22 protein-coding genes are annotated in these 26,155 nt (G+C 34.7%); 8 read left to right on the forward strand and 14 right to left on the reverse strand.

Features of this window, described 5'->3' with window-relative positions:
* Positions 1-17: 17 nt before the first annotated feature.
* Positions 18-776 (reverse strand): response regulator transcription factor, encoded by a 759-nt coding sequence (locus ACQ5J2_RS14825; RefSeq protein WP_432671240.1) that lies wholly within the window; start codon positions 774-776, stop codon positions 18-20.
* Positions 777-1,558: 782 nt separating this feature from the next.
* Here ACQ5J2_RS14825 and ACQ5J2_RS14830 point away from each other — a divergent pair.
* Positions 1,559-1,885 carry a hypothetical protein gene (locus tag ACQ5J2_RS14830; RefSeq protein ID WP_432671241.1) on the forward strand — a complete coding sequence of 109 codons (327 nt, stop codon included), beginning with the start codon at positions 1,559-1,561 and terminating at the stop codon, positions 1,883-1,885.
* Between the two features lie 397 nt (positions 1,886-2,282).
* On the opposite strand, the gene ACQ5J2_RS14835 is transcribed toward ACQ5J2_RS14830, so the two are convergent.
* The 3 genes from ACQ5J2_RS14835 to ACQ5J2_RS14845 form a co-directional block, all read right to left on the reverse strand.
* A complete protein-coding gene (locus ACQ5J2_RS14835; protein WP_432671242.1) occupies positions 2,283-3,632 on the reverse strand; it encodes an SLC13 family permease in 1,350 nt (449 codons plus the stop codon).
* A 195-nt stretch (positions 3,633-3,827) separates the two neighbouring features.
* Positions 3,828-5,105, reverse strand: a complete 1,278-nt coding sequence (locus ACQ5J2_RS14840) for a DUF445 domain-containing protein (RefSeq protein ID WP_432671243.1) — start codon at positions 5,103-5,105, stop codon at positions 3,828-3,830.
* 220 nt (positions 5,106-5,325) lie between these two features.
* Positions 5,326-5,778 (reverse strand): ferritin-like domain-containing protein, encoded by a 453-nt coding sequence (locus tag ACQ5J2_RS14845; RefSeq protein ID WP_432671244.1) that lies wholly within the window; start codon positions 5,776-5,778, stop codon positions 5,326-5,328.
* Between the two features lie 251 nt (positions 5,779-6,029).
* On the opposite strand from ACQ5J2_RS14845, the gene ACQ5J2_RS14850 reads away from it, so the two are divergent.
* From ACQ5J2_RS14850 to ACQ5J2_RS14870, 5 genes are all read left to right on the forward strand, one after another.
* Positions 6,030-7,106, forward strand: a complete 1,077-nt coding sequence (locus ACQ5J2_RS14850; RefSeq protein ID WP_432671245.1) for an AI-2E family transporter — start codon at positions 6,030-6,032, stop codon at positions 7,104-7,106.
* A 6-nt stretch (positions 7,107-7,112) separates the two neighbouring features.
* Complete coding sequence (locus tag ACQ5J2_RS14855) at positions 7,113-7,514, forward strand: hypothetical protein (RefSeq protein WP_432671246.1); 402 nt, start codon at positions 7,113-7,115, stop codon at positions 7,512-7,514.
* 989 nt (positions 7,515-8,503) lie between these two features.
* Positions 8,504-8,716: a hypothetical protein gene (locus ACQ5J2_RS14860; protein WP_432671247.1), complete on the forward strand. Its 213-nt coding sequence runs from the start codon at positions 8,504-8,506 to the stop codon at positions 8,714-8,716.
* A gap of 67 nt (positions 8,717-8,783) precedes the next feature.
* Complete coding sequence (locus ACQ5J2_RS14865) at positions 8,784-10,586, forward strand: T9SS type A sorting domain-containing protein (protein ID WP_432671248.1); 1,803 nt, start codon at positions 8,784-8,786, stop codon at positions 10,584-10,586.
* A gap of 37 nt (positions 10,587-10,623) precedes the next feature.
* Positions 10,624-12,108, forward strand: coding sequence for a hypothetical protein (locus ACQ5J2_RS14870; protein WP_432671249.1), 1,485 nt, complete (start codon positions 10,624-10,626; stop codon positions 12,106-12,108).
* A gap of 415 nt (positions 12,109-12,523) precedes the next feature.
* Here the strand turns inward: ACQ5J2_RS14870 and ACQ5J2_RS14875 are convergent, their stop codons facing one another.
* From ACQ5J2_RS14875 to ACQ5J2_RS14890, 4 genes are all read right to left on the reverse strand, one after another.
* Positions 12,524-13,135 carry a TlpA family protein disulfide reductase gene (locus ACQ5J2_RS14875; protein WP_432671250.1) on the reverse strand — a complete coding sequence of 204 codons (612 nt, stop codon included), beginning with the start codon at positions 13,133-13,135 and terminating at the stop codon, positions 12,524-12,526.
* A gap of 110 nt (positions 13,136-13,245) precedes the next feature.
* The gene (locus tag ACQ5J2_RS14880; protein WP_432671251.1) at positions 13,246-13,881 is read right to left on the reverse strand and encodes a nitroreductase family protein; all 636 of its coding nucleotides are present in this window, start codon (positions 13,879-13,881) and stop codon (positions 13,246-13,248) included.
* Between the two features lie 271 nt (positions 13,882-14,152).
* Positions 14,153-14,632: an Lrp/AsnC family transcriptional regulator gene (locus ACQ5J2_RS14885; RefSeq protein WP_432671252.1), complete on the reverse strand. Its 480-nt coding sequence runs from the start codon at positions 14,630-14,632 to the stop codon at positions 14,153-14,155.
* Positions 14,633-14,713: 81 nt separating this feature from the next.
* Positions 14,714-15,868: a M14 family metallopeptidase gene (locus ACQ5J2_RS14890; RefSeq protein WP_432671253.1), complete on the reverse strand. Its 1,155-nt coding sequence runs from the start codon at positions 15,866-15,868 to the stop codon at positions 14,714-14,716.
* A gap of 314 nt (positions 15,869-16,182) precedes the next feature.
* Here ACQ5J2_RS14890 and ACQ5J2_RS14895 point away from each other — a divergent pair, with 314 nt between their 5' ends.
* The gene (locus ACQ5J2_RS14895) at positions 16,183-16,650 is read left to right on the forward strand and encodes a helix-turn-helix domain-containing protein (RefSeq protein WP_432671254.1); all 468 of its coding nucleotides are present in this window, start codon (positions 16,183-16,185) and stop codon (positions 16,648-16,650) included.
* A 133-nt stretch (positions 16,651-16,783) separates the two neighbouring features.
* On the opposite strand, the gene ACQ5J2_RS14900 is transcribed toward ACQ5J2_RS14895, so the two are convergent.
* Positions 16,784-17,329, reverse strand: coding sequence for a 1-acyl-sn-glycerol-3-phosphate acyltransferase (locus tag ACQ5J2_RS14900; protein WP_432671255.1), 546 nt, complete (start codon positions 17,327-17,329; stop codon positions 16,784-16,786).
* A gap of 42 nt (positions 17,330-17,371) precedes the next feature.
* Between ACQ5J2_RS14900 and ACQ5J2_RS14905 the strand changes: the two genes are divergently transcribed.
* Positions 17,372-18,070: a spermidine synthase gene (locus tag ACQ5J2_RS14905; RefSeq protein WP_432671256.1), complete on the forward strand. Its 699-nt coding sequence runs from the start codon at positions 17,372-17,374 to the stop codon at positions 18,068-18,070.
* On the opposite strand, the gene mnmA is transcribed toward ACQ5J2_RS14905, so the two are convergent.
* The 5 genes from mnmA to ACQ5J2_RS14930 all read right to left on the reverse strand — a co-directional run bounded on the left by mnmA (position 18,047) and on the right by ACQ5J2_RS14930 (position 26,108).
* Positions 18,047-19,234 carry a tRNA 2-thiouridine(34) synthase MnmA gene (gene mnmA / locus ACQ5J2_RS14910; RefSeq protein WP_432671257.1) on the reverse strand — a complete coding sequence of 396 codons (1,188 nt, stop codon included), beginning with the start codon at positions 19,232-19,234 and terminating at the stop codon, positions 18,047-18,049. The two genes, ACQ5J2_RS14905 and mnmA, sit on opposite strands and share 24 nt — an antisense overlap.
* A 91-nt stretch (positions 19,235-19,325) precedes the next feature.
* Positions 19,326-20,048, reverse strand: coding sequence for a toxin-antitoxin system YwqK family antitoxin (locus ACQ5J2_RS14915; RefSeq protein ID WP_432671258.1), 723 nt, complete (start codon positions 20,046-20,048; stop codon positions 19,326-19,328).
* A gap of 621 nt (positions 20,049-20,669) precedes the next feature.
* Entirely contained in the window at positions 20,670-22,577 is a 1,908-nt protein-coding gene (yidC, locus tag ACQ5J2_RS14920) for a membrane protein insertase YidC (RefSeq protein ID WP_432671259.1), read from the reverse strand.
* A 45-nt stretch (positions 22,578-22,622) separates the two neighbouring features.
* Positions 22,623-24,236 (reverse strand): CTP synthase, encoded by a 1,614-nt coding sequence (locus tag ACQ5J2_RS14925; protein WP_432671260.1) that lies wholly within the window; start codon positions 24,234-24,236, stop codon positions 22,623-22,625.
* A gap of 252 nt (positions 24,237-24,488) precedes the next feature.
* Positions 24,489-26,108 (reverse strand): ice-binding family protein, encoded by a 1,620-nt coding sequence (locus ACQ5J2_RS14930; RefSeq protein WP_432671261.1) that lies wholly within the window; start codon positions 26,106-26,108, stop codon positions 24,489-24,491.
* Between the last annotated feature and the right edge of the window lie 47 nt (positions 26,109-26,155).

The following is a 26,155-nucleotide window of genomic DNA, read 5'->3' on the forward strand; positions in this document are numbered from 1 at the left end:
TCCTAATTATTAAAAATTTATAATTTTTGATTCTTAATAAATGCACTAGGCGAAATTCCTGAATAGTCTTTAAAGCATGTTGAAAAATAAGAAAAAGAATTAAAACCCGTTTCATCCGCTAAAAACTGCACATTTTTTTCACCAAGAGTGATTAAATGTATAGCATAATCCAGCTTAAACTCTCTAACATATTTACTGGCGTTTTTATTTGTGAGTTTTCTTATTCGTTTATCCAAAGTAGATTTACTAATGAATAATAACTCTGCCAATTCTTTTTGAACAATAGTATTCTTTAAATTCCTTATTAGAATTTCATTTACTGCGGTAATAAAGTTCTTTTCGGATAATTTTATGGTAACCTTAGAAAATGGATTGGTCCGGTATTGTTTTACAATATTCAGTTTAAAACTCAAAAGATTGTTGACTTTATGAATCAATTCATCTATTTTAAATGGTTTCAGTAAATAATCATTAACACCATTTTCTAGTTGTGTATACTTCGTATGCTGATCTATATTGGCCGTAATTATAATAAAAGGGATTGCATTACTGTTTAGTTCATTACGCATTTGTAGAAAAAATTCCTCACCGTTCATCTTGGGCATCATTAAATCACTGATGATTAAATCACAGGTTTTAGTTTTAAAATAATGCAATGCATCAAGACCGTTTTTGAACCATTCTACATCGAAAGACTTGAGCTGTAGGAGCTCTAAAATTGTAGCTCCTAACATTTCATCATCTTCTACTAAAACTATTTTGTTTTTCGACCACATCTAACAAAGTTACCTTATTCTCCTTTAACTAATCTGTAATCTTGCTTAAAATTTAAGGACACTTTTATCAAATTCGCATTCAATAAAGTGAATTAAAATAAAAATTTCAAATTTAAGCTCCGAATACTATTAATGAAATGGACTTTTTAGCAAATTTAGATTTAATTCAAAAAGAATAGTTCCTTCAAAATCTTTTAAAATTGTACTTTTTTCCATTTAGAACTGAAAATATCAGTTGAGTTTTGAACGTGCTTAATTATCTGAATATTAACTTTAGTATTAAGAATCTTTATTTCAGTGTTTTGGTTAGTCTATTTATTGGTTTTTGTACTTTAAATGTATTTTTGAACACCCGCACTTATAAACTAATTAAATATTGAGTTATAGAACGTATAAAAAATTAGTGAAGAAAAATGTTTTGCCGTTGCATATACTCAACCAATAGACCAAGACTATTGGAATAATAAATATCAAGCTCGTACCACAGGTTGGCATTTGGGTCAAGTTTTCCCTCCTCTTAAATCATTTATCGGTAAAATTCAAATAAAAAAACTTCCAATTTAATTACAAGTTTTGTAAATTCATGTGAAGCAGCACACATTTTAGAGCAAGGTTTTACAAATTTGATACTAATTGAAATCACACCGGCATTTGTGCAAAATCTTAAAAGTAGATTTGAAGGAAACAAAAGCATCACAATTATTTTGGGTGACTTTTTTGAACATCAAGGTGAATATGACTTAATTCCTCAGTAAACTTATTTTTGTACCTTACCTCCTACTATGTGTCAAAAATACGTGTGGAAAATGCACCAATTGGTGTCTAAAAATGGAATACTTTCCGGATTACTGTTCGATAGAAATTTTGATATAAGTCCCCTTTTTAGCGGAAACGCAAAGGAATATGAACAGCTGTTTCAAGATACATTTGTGTTTAAAGAAATTGCTTTGGCAAAGAATTCAATCGCAAAAACAGCAGGTACAGAACTCTTTCTTAAATTTTATAAAAACACGTTCATTAAAGTAAATTTATATCATTTTGAAGGCATTACCTGCAGCGGCTGTAAGAACACAGTTACTTCAAAATGCGTGAAATTGATGGTGTTTTAAATGTGAGTAGGAATACTAACTTTTCTGAGATATTAATCGTGAGTAAGGAGAAATAAGATTTAAAGGTACTACAAAATGATGTGGCTTATGATGAAAATATAAAATAACATTTACAACTAGTTAAACAACCAGTCATGAATTACATCATTTTTGGCGTAATACTATTACATCTAGTTGTTGGTTTCCGCTGGCTTCTTTATAAATTGGAGTTTCAATAGAGAAAACATAAAGATGATGCTACATCTGAAAAAGACTTAACGAGTAAATAAAAGCTTATTTACTTTCTGATACTATGCTGAAAATCGTATTTCACTCGAAGTTAAATTACCTCTAAAAAAAAATTCTACCAGTATAATAAATGATGAATACCTCTCTCCTACTCTTATCAGAATTTTGACTACTCTCTAAAAATCACATAAAAAAACAAAGTCAAAACTACCGAAAATATAAGATTAAGACTTAATCCGGCTTTCATCATATCTTTTTGCGGTACAAAACCAGTTGAAAAAGCCATCGCATTTGGAGGTGTTCCCACAGGCATCATAAAACCAAACGAGGCTGCAATTGTGGCAGGAAGCACTAAAATCATTGGATTAATTTGTGCTTCTATCGCTAAAGTGTACAACAAAGGTAAAATTAACGCGGCACTTGCGGTATTGCTCATGAACTCCGTAAGCAGGATAGAGCCAAATACAATTAGCCATAAAAAAACAAACAAAGGTACTTGTTCGCTAATATTCATTACTCCGCTTACTAACAGCGTTCCGAGTCCCGTACTTTCTACTAAGTACCCAAGAGTAAGCCCTCCTCCAAAAAGCAGCAAGATATCCCATCGGATGGAATCTATAATTTGTTTCCAAGTCATTACTTTGAACATATACAACAGTAAAATGGCGAGAATGGCTACTAAAGAGCTGAAACTTGATGAAATTCCTACTAGAGGTGACAATATTCCTTCAAAAATCCATAGTGAAATTGTAATTGCAAATATCGTTAACAGCGCTTTCCTTTGGGGACTTCTCTTCCCCGGCAACGCTACTGTAGGAACTAACATCTGACGATTTGGTTTAAAATACAATGTCAGAATGATTACCATTATGGGAAAAGTGATGAAAAATATAGGCAAACCGTATAAGAGCCATTCAGAAAATGAAAGCCCCAATAAGGTGGCTCCAATGGCGTTTGGCGGACTCGCAATCATTGTAACAATACCAGCAATATTTGCCGAATAGGCGATTCCCAGTAACAAAAATTTCGCTTCCGCTGTCGATTTTTTATTATCAGCTATTGCTAGTATACCCAAAGCTAACGGAATCATAATTGCCGCTGTAGAAGTGTTACTAACCCAGCAAGCAGTTAATGAAGTAGCAAGCATCAGTAACACAGCTGATTTATAAAAATTTCCTTTGGCAAGTAGCATCAATTTATGTGCAAGTAGCCTGTCGAGCGAATGGGCAGACAAAGCGCCTGCCAATACGAATCCGCCCATAAATAGATAGATGATGGGATTTGCAAATTCACTAAAAGCAGCTGTTGGTGTTGCAAGATTAAGCAGAATTGCGATTACAGGAATTAGCAAAGCAGTCATTGCTAACGGAATGGCTTCTGATATCCATAAACTAGCGGCAAACAGTAGTAATGCTAAAGCAGCATTTATTTTAGAATCATCAAAAATTGGAAATAATAAAATACCTGAAAGTACAAGTACAGAAACAAGCAAGCCTTTCCATTGTAATGTTTCCTTCATCGAATTCTATTTGTTGTGAATTGTGGGTTAAAACTGTAGTAATTATTTTCGAAAAATTGACTGTTCGATTTCATCATAGCATTTTTCTCACTGCAAATTTAACCGATTAAAATTGTAATTCACCATTAAACGGTAGCTATTACTTTTCTTCATAATAGAGTCTAAGATTGTGAAAATTGGTTTTATAAAAGCTTCCTAATTAATCAAATATTTTACGGCTGCTATCATAATTCCGACTAATCCTCCGACTACAGCTCCATTTAAACGGATGTATTGCAAATCATTACCCACTTTCCCTTCAATTTGTTCTACTAATTCCTTGTTGTCCAATTTGATTAAGCTACTGCGAACCATATTTCCAATTTCATTGTGAAATTTAGTTAGCAAGCCTGAAATGGATTCCGTTATCCATTTATTGATTTTAATTTGTGCTTCTTTGTCTTTTTGTAAATCGGCTACGACACGGTTCAAATTGGTAATTAGAAACTGCATAAGGGTCGTATCCTCATTTTCAAGTTGGGCGGTAATTGTATTTTTCCAGTTTCTCAACAAATGGGGAATCGTGTTTTCGGTTTCTAAATAAGCCGCTAATTTATTTTTGATGTTGTCAATAACACCTAATGCATTTTCATCACCATTTGTTAGTTTTTGAGCAAATTCGATTATCCAAGTGTCAAACTTAATTCGGATGGGGTGTTGTGGGTTTTCTTTTGCTTCAACCAATAATTCATTTGTTTTATACAAAAGTTCGGCAGTAATACTGTTGATATTGATTCCACCGGTTTTCTTGGCGAGGAACATTGTTGTTTTTTTGATGAAGCCTTGTTCACCGTATTCATTTATTGCTTCCTCTAATTTTGAGAGTATTAAATCCTTTGTTTCTGCATTATTTATGGACTTTTCAGTCGCTTCAATCAAGAGTTCCCATAATTTATTGTGGTCGCCATTATTTACCGCTTTTTCGACCCAGTTTCCTATTGGTGTTGCCAAATCAATTTCCTTAATTTGATTGGTGAGCATTTTTTGAATGGTCAATGCAAAGTCGGGGTTGTCCAGTTCTGAAGCTAATTTCAATGCAATCTCTCGAATGAATCCAACTGTTTTTTTCTGACTGTTTGGGTTTTGAAGAAATTCAATAATGGCAGAAGCCATATCCACTTCGCTTAATTTTTCTGTAATTACTTCAGCAGACAACCATTTGTTGGTTACCAAATCCACTATGCCTTCGGTCAGTTTTTCTCTATTTTTGACAATTATATTGGTGTGTTTTTTTATAAAAGGAATTGGAATTTCATGAAACAAAGCCCTTACTGCAAACCAGTCGGCGACACCACCGATAGTTGCTGCTTCAAATCCTGCTTTGACAATATTCCAACCCGAATGCGTAAGGATATGAAAGTGAATCAATATTTCAAAAATAACTAATCCTATAAAGGCAATTAGTAAGGATATGGATCCGAGGTTGTTTTTCATAATTCGTACTACTATTTATTTTAAATGTATGAAAAATGGATTTAAGAAAACAGCTAAATTTAATAAAAAAATTTGTAAATTTAATTAGCTCGGAACTCACACAGAAATATTCTTATTTGGTAGAAAAAATTTGATTAAATTTTGAGAAACAATCAAGCCTCAATACTTTTAATATTGAGGCTTGCTGTAGTTATATTACTTAATTTGAATCTTTACAACACTAGTTATTTGCAGCGTCGCGAAGTGCTTTTACTCTGTCGTGATCAGCACGTAATGCCATTTGTTGCTTTAATAATAGACTAACATATTGTGGTGACAAAGAATTTCTGTCCTCCATTGCATTCTCATACGCTTCCAATGCTTTGTCTTCGCCAAACTCACACGAATTTAGAATTGCACCTCGGTCATTTCCTGTAAGTGCAGCTTTTACATCCATCCACACTCTAAAGAATTTTCCTGTAGTTCGCGTTCCTTCTTCTACTTCTCCACCTAAACGTAAGACTTCTGAACGTAGTTCTGCAAGGTTGTTGTGACTCGTGGATTTCAACTCTAAAAGCAAGGCTTTTAAGTCCGCATCTTCCGTTTCTTTAGCTGCTGTTTCATATCCTTCTACTCTATCGTTGTTTATAACAATTAAGTCATTTAATACTGAAATGTTTTCTTTCTTTTCCATAGCTTTATTTTTTAATTTTTTATGATATGTCAAAGTTCAAAAAATAAATGGTAAAGATTTTATAGAATTTCTAACGAAATTTATAGAGTTTCTAACTTCGAATAAATAAAAATTTTAAGTGATGTTTAGTCAATCGTTGTTATTTTTCGCATCTTTATATTTTATAATCAATTTGTAAAATTCAAATACTTCCCAATAAAAGTAATGGTCCTTAACTGCATTTTATCAATCGAAACTCACATCAATTAAATATGAACTTAAGAAACCCTTCTGAAAAAGTAGATTTTTTATCCCAACCCTTAAAATGGGTGTTGTTTGTATTTTTTGGAAGTTTGGTTTTGTATTATGCAAAAGTAGTTTTCTCGCCCTTATTATTCGGATTATTGATTGCGATGATTATGTATCCCGCTTGTAAAAAAATGGAAGAAAAGCGAATTTCAAGGGGTTTAGCTATTGGTATTTGTTTATTTTTTATCACACTCCTTGTCTTGAGTTTGATTTGGTTATTGGAAGTGCAAGTCAGCATCTTTCTTGACAAATTGCCTTTATTAACTGAACGCTTAGCCGGTTCATCTGAAAGTGCCATGATGTGGTTTGAAGGCACATTTGGAATTTCGGCGAATGACCAAACGGTTTTCTTTCAGAAATTTACAAAAAATCCTGAAAATAGCATCGCAAAAATAATCACAGGTATTTTTAGCGCAACCGTTTCTACCTTAGTATTGTTACTTTTAACACCCATTTTTTCAGCCTTATTTTTGTACCATCGTGGTACATTTGTACGGTTTTTAAAAAGTATCGTTCATCCTGAACATCATTTAAAATTAAATTTAATCTTAAATGAAAGTATTTTATCATACTTCCAATTTGCAAAAGGAACGTTCTACGTTTATTGCATTGTTGGCATTTTAAATTCAATTGGCTTACTACTTTTAGGTATTGAAAATGCAATTATCTATGGGTTAATTGCGGCATTAATGACCATTATTCCGTATATTGGTATCTTTATAAGTGCTGCAATTCCGGTTTCAATTGCATATTTAACAAAGGATTCGATGTGGTATCCTATTGGTGTCATCGCTATTTTTACTATAGTTCAATATTTAGAAGCGAACGTGATTTATCCAAAAGTAGTTGGAGCACAGTTAAATCTAAGTACATGGGCGACTTTAGTAGGTATAGTTGTAGGAACGATTATTTGGGGAATTGCGGGAATGATTCTAATCACACCGATGTTAGCGATACTTAAAATAGTCTCCGATTATATTCCAGAATGGAAGCCGCTAAATATACTTTTAAATCGAGCGGAAGGCTATCAACCAAAATAACTAAAGATGGAAACATCAGCACAAATTCAAAACCTTTTCTTACTTGCAATTCCTGTCGCATGTATTGCTTGGACGGTTACACATGAAGAAATTTTTAAAGAACCGAGGGATTATTGTATCAAAAAATCGAAGGAAAGCAATACTATTTTGCTACGCAAATTCTTCTATTTATTTACGTGTGAATATTGTTTCAGTCATTATATTGCCTTATTTTTCTTAGTGATTTCCAAGTACCATTTGCTTTTTGATGATTGGCGTGGCTACCTAATCGCATTTTTTGCTTTGGTATGGGTGGCGAATGTGTATATGAGTCTTTTTGGTTTTATCCGTGTTGGTATGAAACGTGAAAAAATGACTGCTGATATTGAAGAAATTAAATTGGAGGAAAAAAAGGAAAATACTGAATAAAAATTAGATAACTTAATTGTCTATGACTAATTTCAAAAAGAAAACAGGACGATTTCGTTACAAAGTTTAGTAAAACAGCTCTCATACAAAATTACTGTTCAATCTTCCAAACTGTGGTATTAATAATTTCTTCTCACTCAACTCTTCGCCTCTCGTAATTAATTTCACACTTTAAACTTATTAATTAGACTTAAAAAATTCATAAGAGTCAACAAATGGAAGTTGTTGAATTGGAAGTCCAATTCTTAAATATGCCGTCACTAATCTGATTAAGTTCAGTTCCGTAATAATATGGGAGTCAAATGACTACATGTTTTTTGTTTTTATAAAATTCATAGGAATTGTACTGCTAAATTTCAATTTAAATGACGCAAGATTCTTAATAATTGATTCGATATAAAACTCTAGTTCTATCCTAATATACTCTATTCCAACACAGATTAAATTACCGTAAAAAAATAATACACACACTCAAAATACAATTCATATTATTCTTGCGAATAGAGAAAGAGTATGTTTTTATGTAAATTACCTAGTCAAAACACTCAAATCATGCGACTTACTTCTCTAAAATTAAAATAAAGTGCTTGCAATTAAATGTAGTATTCACAACAATACACATCAATTTATCTGTATACCACTACATTGAATTTATCTTAAAATATTTACTAAATTATCACTAAAAACTTAGCTATCGTCACTTCTTTTACATATTAATGAATGTGATAATTCTTACAAATTAAAATGATTTAAAAACACAGAATTCTTTTCGATTGCTCTATTCTTTCTCATTTAAAATAGATTTTACAATGAGAAATTTACCCCTTTTTTAGGATAAAAGGAGTTTACAAAAATCTTTGTGCATTTCGTTAATCTTTTAAAACAAATGCATTTCGTCGGCTTTTTTGTGCATTTCATCGATTAAATTAAATTTAATCATATATTTGCACTATAAAAACAAACTCATCTAGCCCCAAATGATGAAAAAAATGATGAAAAACAAAAAATTACAGTTCAGTACAGTTTTGCTCTTATTTACAATAACCTATTGTTTTGCTGGTCCGCCAGAACCACCACCACCCTATGGTTTCGGTCCCGAACCAGCTCCCATCGATAATTACCTACTATTTTTAGCTTTAGCCGCGATTTTATTGGGATTTTATTATTTGACCAAGAATAAATCAAAAATAAATAATAATTAAACCGCTAATTTCTATTCTCAAACATCTTAAGGAATTCATTCGATCTAAAAGCTAAATTTCTATAATTATGAAAAAAATATCAATTTTATTATTTCTATTTGTTGCAACAAATTGTTTTTCGCAACTATACGTCAGCTCTAATAGTTCAATGTACGCCAAAAACGAAGTTTTGTTTGTTAAACAAGATGTAAATCTGAACGCGACTTCATCTCACATTTATTTGAGAAACAATGCACAATTAGTTCAAGGTACGAGTTCCACTTCTGCAAATACAGGTCTTGGGTTTGTATCGGTTTACCAAGAAGGCACTTCTAACAACTTTGCCTATAATTATTGGTGCTCTCCTGTTGGAACTTCAATTGCCGGCAATGGATTGTTTGGAATAACTATGTTACATCGGCCAACGGACAAAACTACATCAACACAAGCAGTAGTACTTCCTTCGACGAATTATGATGGACAAGCAAATCCGCTTTCCATAGCACCTTACTGGATAAGAACCTTGGTCAATGAAGCCGGTTACTCCGGTTGGGTCCTTGTAAGTGGCGAAACTAGCATTACAGCTGGACAGGGTTTCTCGATGAAAGGTACTGCGGGAACGGATAGCACCGATCCAGAAAATTCAGCGGCTGTAAATAATCCAGGAAGTGCACAACGTTATGATTTTAGAGGAAAGCCAAACGACGGTAACATTTCTATTTCATTAGGCACGGGCCAAAAATTTACATTAACTGGAAATCCTTACCCATCTGCTTTGCACTTAAATTCTTTTCTTTTAGACACTGATAATCTAGGTCCTACAGGCGGAATTGCTTATTTTTGGGAACAAGATTCAAATTCTGCATCGCATTATTTGGCCGATTATCGTGGTGGTTATGGAACGTATGCTCCCGTAAATTTAACTACAAATGGTATATACACCCCAGCAACTTTTAACTCCTATAATTCAGATGGTTCACTAAATACAACTGGAACCACAGGAAATGCATACGGTCGTAGGTATGCCCCAATTGGTCAAGGATTTATGCTCTATTCAGAGACAGGAGGAACAGCAACTTTTAGAAACACCTATCGCACTTTTGTTAAGGAAAACGGTTCTACTTCGCAATTTAATAAATATTCCTCCGAAGAAATTCCGAATCTTGAATCTCAAGAAGATACAGACGAAGAAAACGATGAAGTTTCACATTTCAAATTAAACACGATTATCAATAATCAGTTTACAAGACAATTAGCACTAGCTTTTATACCTGAAGCAACTGATGGAATTGACCCAGGAATTGATGCCGGAAATATGAACGGTGGACTTCCAAGTGATGTTACTTTTTGGTTGGAAAATGAAACGTATGTCATTCAGGGAATTGCCTTTGATGTTACGAAAACAGTTCCATTACATGTAAAAGCAACTGAGGCTTCTACTTTCAAATTTTATATTCCAGAAATTATCAATTTTGATTCTAATCAGCCTATTTATATTTTAGATAATGCGGATGGCTCTTATCATGACATTAAGAATGACTTTTATCTAATTAATGTTCCAGCAGGAATGTATACCGATCGCTTTGAAATCACATTCACCAATCAAACATTAAGCACACCTACTAATTTAGCAACCCAGTTTATCATCTATCAGGATAATGGTAGCAGCACCTTAAGGGCTTCAAACCCTAATAGCATAGGAATGCAGTCTTTTAACTTATATGATATTTCAGGAAGAGTAATTGTCGCAAAAAGTGACCTAAATACTGATTCCGAGTACGGTTTTTCTACAGCAGGTTTAAGCCTAGGTATCTATATAGCAGAATTCATCACAGCTTCAGGTGAAAAATTATCTGAAAAGGTTTTAATTTCAAATTTAAAACATAAATAATTTCAAAAAAAATAACGTATACAAAAATTAAAAAATTATGAAACATAAATTGACTTTTCAAAATCATACGAAATTCGCAGTGCTGTTTTGCCTACTGTTGGGATTTGCTGTAAATGCACAAATAGGTATTGGAACCACTGAACCCGATGTCAGTTCTATGCTAGATGTCAGTTCAACGGCAAAAGGGATGTTGACCCCAAGGATGTCTAAGTTACAAAGAGAAGCTATTGTCACTCCAGCCAACGGTTTAATGGTGTTTGACACGGATTTAAAATTATTTCACTACTACATTTCTGGTTCGGGTTGGACACCCATAAATAGTCCAGTCAATGGAAGACAAAATTTTAAAAGAATCAAAGCGACTGATGTATTATCCACGGTTTTAGCTGATGAACTTATTGCTGGAGGTGGAACAAAATATAAATTAAACACCACTACTTTATATGAAGTTAATGGCTCCGTTTCTTTTAATAAGCCCATTGATTTGAATAATGCTTATCTTCAAGGTTTAGATACTGGAAATGACCAGATTTTAGCTTCAGGAAATATATTCGACGGTAGTACCGGTGGAACGGTTAAAGGTTTAACTCTTGCTTCATCGGGAGGAAAAGTTTTTAACCTCACTGGTGCTGCAACAGAAAATTTAATATTTAGAGACTGTATTGTCGCCAATTCTTCTAGTGTAGGATCGATTAGCGGGTTTGGACTTGTGTTTATTAGTATTGTTCAATTTTCCGGAAATACTTCGGGAATCACGTACAATAACATTACCCAACTTTTGCTAAGTAATTTGGGTTGGTTTGGAAACAATGTGGGTACATTCGAAAAATTAACGGGAACATTTAATCTAGTTCAAAAACAAGGTGGTTTTAGTGAAGTTAATGGAACAGCAGTTGGTTTTGATGTTTCTGGTAACCCAACTATTTCGGGAGATGCTATTATGTCAGGCCATGTATATACAGGTACCAATTCGTTAGGATATATCAATCCGTACCCACTTGCCAATAGATATGTGGGATATAATTTTAGTAATGCATGGACGGTGGATTCACCTGGAATTCCAAGAGAAGGTGATGCTGAATCAACAGGTGACATTAATCTTGATGCAGCAGTTGGATCTGGTGCGTTAACGTCATTTTCCGGAAGTGGAAGTGGAAGTAGAAAGAAAATAAACGGGACGACGACCTCTAACAATCTATTTCGATTTACTAGAGATGGAGACAACAAGATTACTTATAAAGGAAATAAAAAAAGGTATTTTCAAGTAGCTGGTGCAGTTTCCTACCAAGCAACTGATGATTTGACCGTTATACTTTATATTGCAAAAAATGGGGTGGTTATTACCGAAACAAAAGTCTATGGTAGAGGTGCTACCGGCTATTTTACAAATGCGGGTATCCTAGCTTTACCGATCGTTGGAACGGTTGAATTAAAAAAGAATGACTATATTGAAATTTGGGCTGAACGGTTTTCAGGAGCCGGAAATATGACAACAGTTTCATTAAATTTAATTGTTAGGTAATTGGGTTGAATTCTTTGTCCTAAATAATAAGGACAAATAGCTATAAATAAACACTTGTGAGAAGATCCTTACAAGTGTTTCTTATTTTATACTTAACAGTCAAGGCATTCAAATTTAATATTCTTCGTAAAAAAACCAGTATACAATTGATAAAAGGAGAATTTATAGTTGAGAATTTTATCTACATTGTAATGTTTATGGATCTACTATAAAGAGTAAAATGAGGCGAAACTATAATGTTTTTTTTAAGATAAAAAAAGTATAATTGACTTACTAAAGAATTAATTACACCTGTCCTTTATTGCTATTTTCTGTGATTTAAAATTCAACTATTTACTGACTAAGGCATTTACAATTTCTTTTTATCTGAATTTTAAAAACAGTTCATTAAAAACCAGCTTAGAAATATATGATTTTACTCCTTAAGCAATTCTTCTATCTGTTTAATGAAATTCTCAGATGCATAATTAGCAAAACCTTCATGCCGGAATCTGATAGCACCCTCTTTATCTAAAACAACCGTAGTGGGCAATGTTCCTGTATAAATGGCATCTGGGACTGCTCCATTTGACTGGAAAAAGGGAATCGTGAAATTTTCTTTTTGCAAATAGGTTTTGGCTTTAGAAATGTCTTCATCCGCATTAATCACCAAAAAGTACACCGCCGGATTGTTCTTGAATTTGGAATACAAAGTTTCGATGGACGGAAATTCAGCACGGCAAGGTCCACACCATGATGCCCAAAAATTTATGAATACTACTTTACCTTTTAAAGCTTTGGTGGTATGTAGAACGCCGTTCTCATCTTTAAAATCAAAAGAAACAACGGAATTATTTGAAACATCGGCGCTTTTGTGCTCGATATTTGCATTAAAAATTCCCGTAAGCATTAATTGCCGCAAAACCCATGATTTTGCATCTGGACTCACTAACATGGCAACTATTGCAACTACCATTAGTATGGAGACGCCGTTTTTAAGAATAAATCGCCCAAATTTATGAGCCGGTTTTGGATTATTTGAATTCATAATAGTAATAGTAGGAAACACAATAATTTTACCAGTTCAATACCAAATCGGGAATAATCCTGTTCTATTTCTTGAAGGTTATATCCCAACTTGGGTACTGATGATTGTAATTATTTAATTCTAATTGCAAATTCCTGCATCGGATTGCGTACTTTTTTCATAGTAGCCAACCAGTCTCTTTCTTTGTCACTGTAACCGAGATAAAGTAATGTAACACTTTTAAGTCCTTGCTTTTCCAGTTCCAAAACGTCATCGACTAGATCATTATCAAAACCTTCAGCAGGTGTACTGTCAATTCTAAGTTCGGCGGCTTGTGCCAATGCCATTCCTAAACCGATATACGATTGTTTTGCAGCATGAATAAAATGTTCTTCTTTAGGCTGTTTGGCATACATTTCCTTTATTTTATCAGTGTATGAACTGAAACGTCCAGGAGGCAAATCGCGTTCTTCTGTTGTAAGGTCATAAATAGCGTCAATTCGTTCTGGTGTATACTCGTCCCAAGCTGCAAAAACCAATACACAAGAACATTCAACCATACATTCTGGGTTTAGAGAACCAGGAACCAGTTTTTTTCTTACTTCTTTGCTTTCAACCGCAATAACACGGAATTGTTGCAACCCTGAAGATGTGGGTGCCAAACGAGCAGCTTCTAGAATTTTAAGTAAATCTTCTTCACTAACTTTTTTAATTGGATTGTATGCTTTTGTGGCGTGGCGCCAATTTAAATCTTCTATTAAAGTCATTTTATTAATTTTTTATTATAATTATTATAAATGTAATTCGGTTTTCGTCGAGTGGTAATATTACAACTTTATTGAACGGGTTTATTTTAAAATTATATTAAACTTTCCTATAAATAGAATGTCTGCCCATCTTCTGAACTTAAATTCACTCACAGAAGTAGTATAAACAGTCCGTCATGATTCATTGTGACTTTAATACTACACTTATTAATTTCAACAAAAAACCTCAAGCTTTCACTTGAGGTTCCTTTAATATTGTAAAAAAAATGAATTACATATTCTTAAAAATAGTATGCATTAATCGTTTTTTATCATTGATGCTTTCTTCAAGAGAAATCATCGTTTCTGTACGATACACTCCTTCGATATCATCAACCATAAAAATCACATCTTTTGCATGTTTTGTATCTTTTGCTCTTATTTTACAGAAAATATTAAATTTTCCAGTAGTTACATGAGCTACAGTTACATAAGGAATATCATTGATGCGCTCCAAAACAAATTTTGTCTGAGAAGTATTGTTCAAAAACACTCCTACATAAGCGATAAATGAATAACCTAGTTTTTCATAATCCAATGTCAAAGAAGAACCCATGATGATTCCTGCATCTTCCATTTTCTTTACACGAACGTGCACTGTACCTGCTGAAATTAGCAATTTCTTAGCAATATCAGTGAAGGGAATTCGGGTATTGTCAATTAACATATCTAATATTTGATGATCTACTTCATCTAAACGAAACTTACTCATAGCGTAATTTATTATAATTAGTATTCGGGAACAATTTTGAGTACAAAAAAATCAATAATTTTTCAATAAAATGATTTTTTGCTATTTTTTTACCAAACCATTAACAAATTTAACTTTATTATTAAGAGAAAAATCTGCTTTATCATCTAATTTCGGAAAATTGCAATTATTGTCCGAGTATTGCATTCCCTCACAATCAAATTCTTGATGTCCATAAAAACCGTCCAACTCTCCGATTTTAGTAATATAAGCGTTAAAAATTATTGTAGCGTTTATTAACTCTTCTCTATATTGAATTGCAAAATTCGTCATATTAATTGAATTGTCATAATTAATTGCAACGTTTTTATAGATTAAATCAAAGAAATTTGGAATATTTTGAGGAATACTACGATAATTCGACAACTCATCCTTTAACAAAGCCTCTTCACTGTCCGAATATACCGCTGATATTAATGCAATGAAAATATATTTTCTTGTTATTTCTCTTTCATAATCTTCTGGAAAATGTCCTGCTTCAATTAAAATTGTAGGTGTTTTTAAAGCTTGAAATGTATCTCCAACACAATTAATATTAAAACCATCATCAAAACGACCTATTTGACCGGGAATAAATCGCTGAAGAACATTCACCATCTTCATTATAACATCAACCGCACTTAAACGTGCCGCATCATACGCTTTCGTTTCATCGTAAGATGGTGCTAAAAAAGATACGGTTGCTGGTTTTCCAGTTGTCCCAACACCAAAAATAGTTCGTTGGTCGTGTAAATTGAAGCAGAAATTTGGTTTAAAATCACGATAACATTGCATCAATAATTGACTTTCGGCCTGTGATAAATTTTGAAAATCACGGTTCAAATCCACTTCATTTGCATTGACACGGGTGTACACTTCAGCGCCATCGGGATTCAACATGGGAACAATACAAAAGGTATATTGCTGCAAAATTTTTGTAGTAATTTCTGAAGCATCTTGAAGCATATTCATGAAATCTAAAAGTCCTTTTGTAGTGGTCGATTCGTTACCATGCATCTGAGACCACATTAAAATTTTCGTTGCCCCATGTCCAATTTCGTATTTATAAATAGGTCGACCTTGAACTGAGTTTCCCAAAATTTGCAATTGGTTATTGGTATTCATTGCATTCAAAATAGGGGTAATCATTCCCAAGTTTAAATACCTACCTTTAATTGTTGGCTGCTTATATTTCAAATGTAAATTCTCGTACTCCATTGTGCTTTATTATTAATGTTACAAAAGTAAACATCTTTACATTTACAATTGTAAACAAGTTAAAACAGCGATTTGTTTAATATTGTAAACAACTAACACTTGGCTTTCTTTTACTTATGTAAATCCTGAGTACAACTAAAATTGAATTAGCATAACCTGACTAAATTATATTGAAATTCAGATTATTAAAGCAGTTTAATTAAAGTTTTAAATGACACAAAATACGCTTCTTTTATTTAATTTACTTTTGTAACATACGTAATTCAAACTATTTTATTTACATTTGTAATCAACGTTTACCAAAACAAATTAGTATGTTGAATACCGATGATTTCATCAAAAGATTAGAGTTTATTATGGAGCACTTTAGTCTAAGCGCCTCCTCATTTGCCGATAAAATTAGCGTGCAAAGGTCCAGCATTTCGCATCTTTTGTCAGGGAGAAACAAACCGAGTTTGGATTTTGTCTTGAAGATTTTAGACATCTTTCCCGAGCTAAATTTGTATTGGCTTTTGGACGGAAGTGGTTCCTATTTAAAAAATGATACGGAAGAAATTGCTGTAAAAGAAATTCAAAATACCGCTACTCCAACTCCAGAATCCGAACTAAAATTAGACCTAAAAACAACTGCAACAGAAAACACAAATGGGTCTAAAACCGAACAAATATTATCTAAAGAAAATTCTTTTTCACACCAAAATAAAGGAAAGCAATTGCACAAAATTGTACTCTTTTATACCGATGGTACTTTTGAAGATTTCAAACCAAATGGTCTGAAATAAGAAAGTCCCAACCTAAAAAGATTGGGACTTCCAAAACCAATAAAACAAACACAAAATCTTTGTAAATAAAGTCAGTAGTTTTTCTAACCCTATACTATCATTTACGAGATTTAATCCGAATTGGTTTTAAACGCTAAAAACTATTTTCTGGAATCTTACCTTTCACGTCTGTAAAATATAATTTCAACTTTTCAAAATCAGCCTCAATAAATCCCGTCGGATAAAATGCGGGATGCAAAACCACTTCCCTATTTGTATAATCAAACGCTACCGGAATAATGGGCACTCCAGCTTTCAAAGCAATATAATAAAAACCCGTTTTCCACTCGGTAACTTTCTTTCGGGTTCCTTCAGGTGAAATGGCAAGACGAAATATTTTTCTTTGGTTAAAAATAGTTGCAATGCTTTCTACTGTATTTTTAGTTGCAGAGCGGTCTAATGGAGCGCCTCCCATCCATTTGAAAAAAAAGTTGAATGGAAACACGAACAATTCCTTCTTAGCCACATAATTCATTTCTAAACCCAAAACGCCTCTCGTGATAAGACCAATGTAGAAATCATGCCAACTCGTATGCGGCACGACCATGATGACACTTTTCTGAATAGCGGCATCCATCGTTCCTCTAATTTTCCATCCCATCCAGTTGCTAAAAATCCACTTGTATATTTTTTTCTTCATCTGATTCAATATTAAGGTAAATATAATATTAATCCGTTATTTTTGGGGAAATTTGAATCCATGCTCAAAAAATGGCTTAGCTACCTCATTCCGATTAATATTAAAACTGAAAAGTCTACTTATAGTAAAACCCTGGAAGTAACTTGGAACAATGGCGAACTCGTTTTAGACTCGGCTCAAACCAATTATTCTTACGGCAGCTTGCAACGCATCCTAAGAATTGGGTTGCGGAACATTGGTTTTGAAAGAATCGCAACCATGAATCACATTTTGATTTTGGGAGTTGCGGGAGGAAGTGTCATCAAAACACTGGTGAATGAAGTCGGTTACCAAAATAAAATCACTGGTATTGAAATTGACGAAAGTGTAATTGAAATTGCCAAGAATTATTTTGAACTCGATACCATCCAAAACTTTGAACTAGTCCATGACGATGCATTTGAATTCGCTTTGAAAACAAAAGAGAAGTACGACCTCATCATCATCGACATCTTTCAAGACACCACTATGCCCAACTTTCTGTTCGAAGCCTTCTTTGTGAATCGTATTTTGGAAATTTTGAAACCTAACGGCATGTTCCTCTTCAACACGATGTGTCTTACAGACAAAGACAACTTGAGAAATGAAACCTTTTTGAAGTTATTTGACAAGAATAAGGTGCAAGTAAAAACCATTCCCAGGATTGAAGCCCATAATGAGTTAATTATTGTGGAGAAACTACGAAATCACGCCACTACCTAGCAACTCCTCGCCTTCGTACCAAGCCGCAAATTGTCCTTCAGTAATTGCAGACTGCGGTTCGTTGAAGACAACGTACATTCCTTGTGTAAATTGATGCAAAGTAGCTTTTTGTAAAGGTTGACGGTAGCGAATTCGAGCCATTGTTTCACGTGTTTGATTTTCGGCTAAAGCCAAATCTTCTCGAATCCAGTGAATTTCTTCTTTCTTGATGTACAAGGCGTTTTTGAACAGTCCTGGATGTTCGTTGCCTAAACCTACATAAATCGTATTGGTTTCTACATTGGTAGCGATTACAAATAAAGGTTCTGTGGTTCCTCCCACGTTCAAACCTTTTCTTTGCCCCGTAGTAAAATAATGAGCGCCTTGATGCTTCCCTACTATTTTTCCCATGGTGGGCTCGTAGGCTCGGCTTTTTGCTGCAAAAGCAAACTTCGACTCTAGGGTTGCATCAGCATCGACTGCTTCTGCATAAATAGAGTCGTTTTTATCTATTTGAACAATCAAACCTTCTTTGGGTTGCAGCTTTTGTTGCAGAAAATCAGGAAGACGTACTTTACCTATGAAACACAAGCCTTGTGAATCGCGCTTTTCAGCCGTAACCATTTCCATTTCAGTTGCAATTTTGCGAACTTCTGGTTTCGTAAGTTCACCAATTGGGAACAAAGCTTTGGAAAGTTGGTCTTGCGATAATTGGCATAAAAAATACGACTGGTCTTTGTTGTCGTCTTTTCCAGCAAGTAATTGATAGGTTTTTTTACCATTCACGTCTATTTCACCTTTGCGGCAATAATGACCTGTAGCAACAAAATCAGCACCTAAGCTTAGTGCGATTTTCATGAACACGTCAAACTTAATTTCACGGTTGCACAACACATCGGGATTGGGTGTTCGGCCTTTTTCGTATTCGTTGAACATGTAGTCCACGATTTTTTCTTGGTATTGTTCGCTTAAATCAACCGTTTGAAAAGGGATTCCCAACTTCTCGGCTACTAGTAAAGCGTCGTTACTGTCTTCGAGCCACGGGCATTCGTCTGATATCGTTACCGAATCGTCGTGCCAATTTTTCATAAATAAACCAATCACCTCGTATCCTTGCTGTTGCAAAAGATATGCGGCTACACTTGAATCTACTCCTCCTGAAAGACCTACTACTACTCTTTTCACCTTCAATTAATTTAGGGTGCAAAAATACGACTTAAAATCAGTTATAAAAGTTAAGGAGTATTTAATTTTACTTCCAAAAAAAATCCCGAAACTAAGGTTTCGGGATGTTGATTCTCTTTTCAAATTTAACACGTACTGGATATTTCTCTTTCTTTTCGAGTTTTCCGTCTTTGTAAAACTCCCACATGCCTTTTTTCTCGTTCTTCACAAAGTTTCCCTTACTTACAATTTGGCCGCCGGCATCTCTAAATATTGCAGGACCGTCGTATTCGTTGTTTTTAAAAGTAGACTCCTCGACTACGAAGCCGTTTGGGGTATAAATTTTATAAACACCTTCTCTTAGTCCGTTCTTGAAGGTGGTTTCTTCAGCAATTGCTCCATCGGGAAAGAATATTTTCTGAATGCCTTCTAGCTTTCCGTTTTTGTAAAACTCCTCCTTCATTAATTGTGAAGAGGCTTTGTGGTAATACTTCCATACGCCTTCATTGAGACGGTTGACGGTTTTCCCTTCGCTTACATTATTGCCTTTCTGGTCGAAAAAAGTAGTGTAGGCTACCTTTCCTTTTTCAGAGAAAACGCGGGTTCCTATGAGTGACTGGGCTTTAGTATCGTCAAAATACTTAAAAGTTCCTACTTCAACTCCATGATCAAATGTCCCTTCGTATCTAGGACGTTTTGATTCTTCAAAAGTACCTTTCCATACACCGTCCTTTTTTCCTTTGGCGTCAAGCTGGTTGATCTTTTCTTGGGCAAAAGCTGTTATTAAAGTACAAACCAAAAGTACGACTGCAAAGCCTATTTTATTTATTTTCATAAGTAATAATTCCTTTATTGAGAAAGCAAAACTAAAATATTTTTTTAGTATAACGACAAAATTAAGAGAATGTTATAGATATATAGGCATGGAAATTTCCAAACGAATAGGGTTTACTGATTTATATAAGTTCTTGTTTGCGAAATCTCCGTATTAGTACGCTAAAATTCAATTAAAAAAGCTTTCATAACTTTTCAAAAAATGTCTATTTTGCTGGCTTTCGTCCTTCAAATACTAGAAAAATCGGCAATCCCCGGTCGGGAAAGTCGTGAGGAACGCTGGAAAGCTCCCCGACCGGGTTTTGAGTATCGTGTTGAAGCCGCGAAGGTCTGCTAACTGGGTTTTGCAATTTGGTTACTTTTTTTAGCCAATTCCTTTCTAGAATACAGTAGAAAGTAATTGTTGAAGTCTATTTCTTGAAGCTTCTTTTATATTTTACCTTACTACTACCATGCAATGAAATCAAAAGGTTTTTGACGTGTAACCGTAGCACCTGAAAAACAAATAGCTCTTTCAATTCTATAAATAGCTCTTTACAAAATAGATAGCCTTTTCTAAATACAAAAAGAGGAAACCACGCGACGTGATTTCCTCTTTTTTATGTACTAGAAAGTGCAATTCTTACTTCTTACCTTTCTTTTCTTTGAGTGCTTTTTGTGCTTCAGCTTGTTCCATCATTTCACGCATCTTCTTTTGGAATTTACCCTCTGATTTTGGCTTAGCCTTATTCTCTTGAATCTTTGCGTGAATTTTATCATTATCTACGATATAATTCTTGATAACTAACATGATTCCAATGGTAATCGTATTCGAAACAAAGTAGTATAAACTCAATCCCGATGCATAGTTGTTAAAGAAAAACAACATCATCAACGGCGAAATGTAAATCATAATCTTCATGATTTTTCCCATATCAGGCATTCCTTCTTGTGTTGGAGCCGCCATTTGCTGGTCGCCTGTGGTCATTTTCATGTAAAAGAAAATCGCAACCGAAGCTAATATTGGAAACAAACTCACGTGATTTCCGTAGAACGGAATATAGAACGGCAAGTGCAATACAGCATCAAATGATGATAAATCATCTGCCCAAAGGAAACTTTTTTGACGCAAGTCAATCGCTGATGGGAAAAACTGAAATAAAGCATAAAACACAGGGATTTGCAGTAGAGCTGGAATACAACCTGCCATTGGGTTTACCCCTGCTTTACCATATAATTTCATGGTTTCTTGTTGCTTTTTCATTGCATCGTTCTTGTACTTCTCCGTCAATTCTGCAATCTCAGGTCGCAAGACTTTCATCTTCGCTTGAGACAAATATGACTTATAAGTAATAGGCGACATCACCAATCGTACTAAAATTGTAAACACGATAATCGCGATTCCGTAAGGGAAAAACATTGTTAAGAAATCGTAAGTTGGGATGAATATAAAGCGGTTAATCCACCCAAATATTCCCCATCCTAAAGGAACAATTTCATCAAGATTCTTATCGTAATTGTTCAAGATTCTGTAGTCTGTTGGGCCGTAATACCAATTCATCTTGTAGTCAACTTCTCCACCTGTAAAGGCTAACGGAATAATCGTACTGTATTTTTTAGTAAATATGGTATCAATTTCCTCATCTTTCACCAAGTTTTCCGAAGTCATTTTTGCTGTTGCAAAAGCTTTGTCAGTTAACAGGATTGATGTGAAAAAGTGCTGTTTGTAAGCTATAAACGTTACATCTTTTGCGTCGTCTGTAGTCAAACCGCTTTGACTGGTATACGAATCTTTGCCGTCTTCGTATTCGTAAACGATTTCTGCGTAACGGTTTTCGTAAGTTACACTTTTCTCATTACGGTAGGTTTTTAAATCCCACTCTAAGTCAATTGGGTTTGCTGCGTTTAAAACGCTGTTCATTCCTTGTGAACGAATCGAGAAATCCAACATGTATTCTTTTGGCTTCAAGACATAGCGGTATTCCATAAAGGAATTTGCCGCTGATTTCAGTCGCATTGTCAATACTTGGTTTTCGCCTTCTTTGGTTAAAGTAGGCTCAAAATACATGTTTTTAGTATCTAGAGTACGATTGTCTTTGGTTTGCAATTTCAAGTTTAAACTTGCATTGTTCTCCTTGATGATTTGTACCAAACTACCTGAACCTTTTTCAAATTGTTCAAATTGTTTTAGTGTAGCATCCACAATATACCCCCCTTTGTTAGCGATTTTAAGTGAAAGTAAATCGTTTTCAATAGTAGTGAAATCGTTTTTTGCAGAAGGAAGCGTCGCAGAGTAGGCAAAGTTTCCTAGTGAACCTTTTAATTGAGCCAATTGCGTTGAATCTGCTTGTGTCGTATCGGCAATTGCAGTTTGTGTGGGGTCAGCTACCGTTGTTACCTCGGCTGCTTTTTTATCCGCTTGTTCTGTTTTTGCTTTCTCGGCAGCCAATTCCTGTTCGGTAGGCTGATTTTGATACATAATCCACATTAAAATACCAAAAATCAGGGCGAACCCGATGATGGAATTGAGGTCAAATTTTTTTTCTTCCATTGTTCTGCTTTACGATAGTTAGGACTATCAATTGTACTTATTTAATTATTTTTGCTTTGCTTTAACTGTAGCAGCCACAAAATTCACAAATAAAGGATGCGGATTCGCCACCGTGCTTTTATACTCCGGATGGTATTGCACACCGATAAAAAACGGATGCTTTTCGATTTCCACAATTTCCACCAAGCCTGTATCCGGATTTACTCCCGATGCTTTTAGTCCGGCCTGCTCCAATGCTTCTAGATAATCCCCGTTGAACTCGTAACGGTGACGGTGACGCTCTAAAATGCTTGTGTTTTTATAAATTCTATGTGCTAATGTATTTTCTTTAATGTCGCATTTCCAAGCACCTAAACGCATAGTTCCGCCTTTATCGGTAATGCTTTTTTGCTCTTCCATCAAGTCAATCACCGGATGCGAAGTACCGCCGTTCATTTCTGTAGAATTAGCGTCTTTATAACCCAGTACATTTCTTGCGTATTCAATAACTGCCATTTGCATTCCTAAACAAATCCCTAAAAACGGAACATTGTGTTCTCTTGCAAAACGAACGGCTTCAATCTTACCTTCGATACCGCGTTCTCCAAAACCTGGTGCAACTAGAATACCGTCTAAATCCTTGAATTTTTCAGCTACAGTAGAAGGGTCGATGTATTCAGAATGTACAGAAACTACGTTTACTTTCGTTTCATTTGCAGCTCCTGCATGAATAAATGCTTCTAAAATCGACTTGTATGAATCTTGCAATTCCACGTATTTACCAATCAATCCAATATTCACAACGTGCTTTGGATTTTTCAATCGGTGTAAAAAGACATTCCAGTTTTTTAAATCGGGTGCTGATTTCTTAGGTAAATCTAATTTCTTCAATGCCACTACGTCAAGACCTTCTTCAAGCATTAAATTCGGCACTTCATAAATCGTTGAAGCATCAATCGACTGGATAACTGCTTCTCGTTTCACATTGCAAAACAAGGCTAGTTTCTGACGCAATTCGTCCGAGATTTCATGTTCGGTTCTACATACTAAAATGTCGGCTTTGATCCCGCTTTCCATCAATGTTTTTACCGAGTGTTGTGTTGGTTTTGTTTTCAATTCTCCTGCAGCAGCCAAATACGGCACTAAAGTTAGATGAATTACAATTCCATTATTTTCACCCAATTCCCAAACCAATTGCCGAACCGACTCTATATAAGGTAAACTTTCAATATCACCCACTGTTCCGCCAATTTCAGTAATCACGATGTCGTAATCGCCGGTATTCCCTAGCAACTGCATGCGTTCTTTAATTTCATTGGTAATATGAGGAACCACCTGAACTGTTTTTCCTAAAAATTCTCCTCTTCGTTCCTTTTCAATCACCGAAAGATAGACTCTACCCGTAGTAACATTATTTGCTTGCGACGTTGGGAAATTCAAGAAACGCTCGTAATGCCCTAAATCCAAATCCGTTTCTGCCCCATCGTCTGTCACGTAACATTCTCCGTGTTCGTACGGGTTTAAAGTCCCTGGATCCACATTAATGTATGGGTCAAATTTCTGAATAGTCGTTCGATATCCTCGCGCTTGTAATAATTTTGCAAGAGATGCAGCGATAATTCCTTTTCCCAAAGAAGAGGTCACCCCACCGGTTACAAAAATATATTTTACTTGATTCATTGTGTTGTTGTTTGTAGTTGTAGTTGTGTAAAAAAACGTGGCAAAAGTACGAATTTAATTAGATAAGTCGTGAAATAAAGACGTGTTAATTTGGCTGTAACCAAAATGATATTTAAGCAATTCATTTTAAGCAATACCGATTGTAGTATAGTGTTTTACTGGAATTGGTGGCTTCAGTGTAATCGTCTACATACAAAAAACCCTCTACTGAAATGAATCAATAGAGGGTTTCCTTTTAGTATAAGCTGAAAGTTATCTAGCAATCAATTTACCCGTTTGAGTAACTCCCGCGTCATTTATAAATCGGTAGAGGTACATTCCAGGCACCACGTTTACATCAATAACAGTTGTCATCTGCGTTATATTTCTCTGCATTACCAATTTTCCAGTAACGTCGTATAAAATAAAATCGCTTTTGCTATTATCTTCTTTCGCTTGGATAGTCAATGAGTTTTTAAATGGATTTGGATACACCATAATCGATTTAGTATTGATTTCAACAGCGCCAACACTTAAAGATTCGCAACCCACTGTCATATTAGCCGTAATTGCAAAAGTGGTCAATGAGCCATCTGTTGTCATCACTCTTCCGTTAATAACAGTTCCCGTGCTTAGGTTTACAGCGCCATTATTTGCTACAACTGTTCCTTTAAATTCAGAATAATCGCTGATATTAATGGCTCCATTTACAATCCAATATACATTTTTAGCTTGTGCTCCATTAAGCAACATAACTTTAGCATACGTACTTGTTGACAAAGCACCGTAAATTTTGATAACAAAAACCGCATCAGAATTGTTTTGAGCATCAAGAAATACGGAGTTTGTAAGAACTGTTCCGCCATTCATTAAATAGGTATGAGGCGTTAAAACCAAATCGTTACCAAATTGTGCAGGATACAGTAATTCAATATCTTTTGTAAGTGCATTTAAATATGTTCTTACATTCAATAAATCAGAAGCAGCTTGGTTTGTCGAAGCGTCTGGAATTGGATGAATTGTTCCCGTTACGTTCAAGCTATTAAAACCTGTGGTCAAGCCTGAATTGGTTCCTACATCACCGATAGCGTTCGTTACTCCTGAATTTGTTACACTTCCGATACCGGAAAACAATGCGTAGCAAACTGTTGACCCTAAATTAGGTGCAAGTGGGCCTGTTAAAACAGGACTTCCACAACCCAGAGGAAGTTGCGCTACAACACCATTAATAGTAATAGCTCCTGTTGTAGATAAAAGTCGGCCGTCAAGTGTAGAGTCGATTGCCATTAAAATCGCAGCATTGTTTGCTACAATGGTTCCTTTCATTTTCGTTCCTGTAGCCATGTCCACAAGACCTTCTATTTTCCAGAACACATTACAAGCTTTTGCTCCATTAATTAAGGTAATTTCTGACAAAGCATTGGTAGAAAAAGCACCTTGGATTTGAAAAACGAAAAGTGCATTTGGATCTCCTTGACCATTTAAAGTTAGGTTCCCGTTCAAGACTGCTTCACCATTAATAAAGTAAGTACCTGCATTTAAACTTGCTCCATTGCCCAAAAGAGCTGCTGGAAAATAATTCGGAATCAGTACGTTTAACTGATTGTAAGCAATTAATAAATCCGCTGAAGCGAGCTGACTCACGATATTGTCGTCTTGCATCACTCCATTTACATTTCCAAAACCAGTGGATGTACCTCCTGAAGAATTGGTTCCAACATTACCTGTAAGATGCGTCGATAAACTGTTAGTGACATTACACGTAACCGAACCGTTGCTAGAGAAAACGACAAAATTTGCTGCTGTTCCTAGTGTAGGAGCCTGAGCATTTACTGCAAAACTTGATAACATCATTAAGATACCTGTTAAGAAGTGTGGTATTTTTGTTTTCATTTTATTTGAATTTCTTAATAACAGAATTGTTATTAACTTGGTCAAAG

This window comes from Flavobacterium sp. SM2513 (assembly GCF_050908145.1).
Classification (GTDB): Bacteria; Bacteroidota; Bacteroidia; order Flavobacteriales; family Flavobacteriaceae; genus Flavobacterium.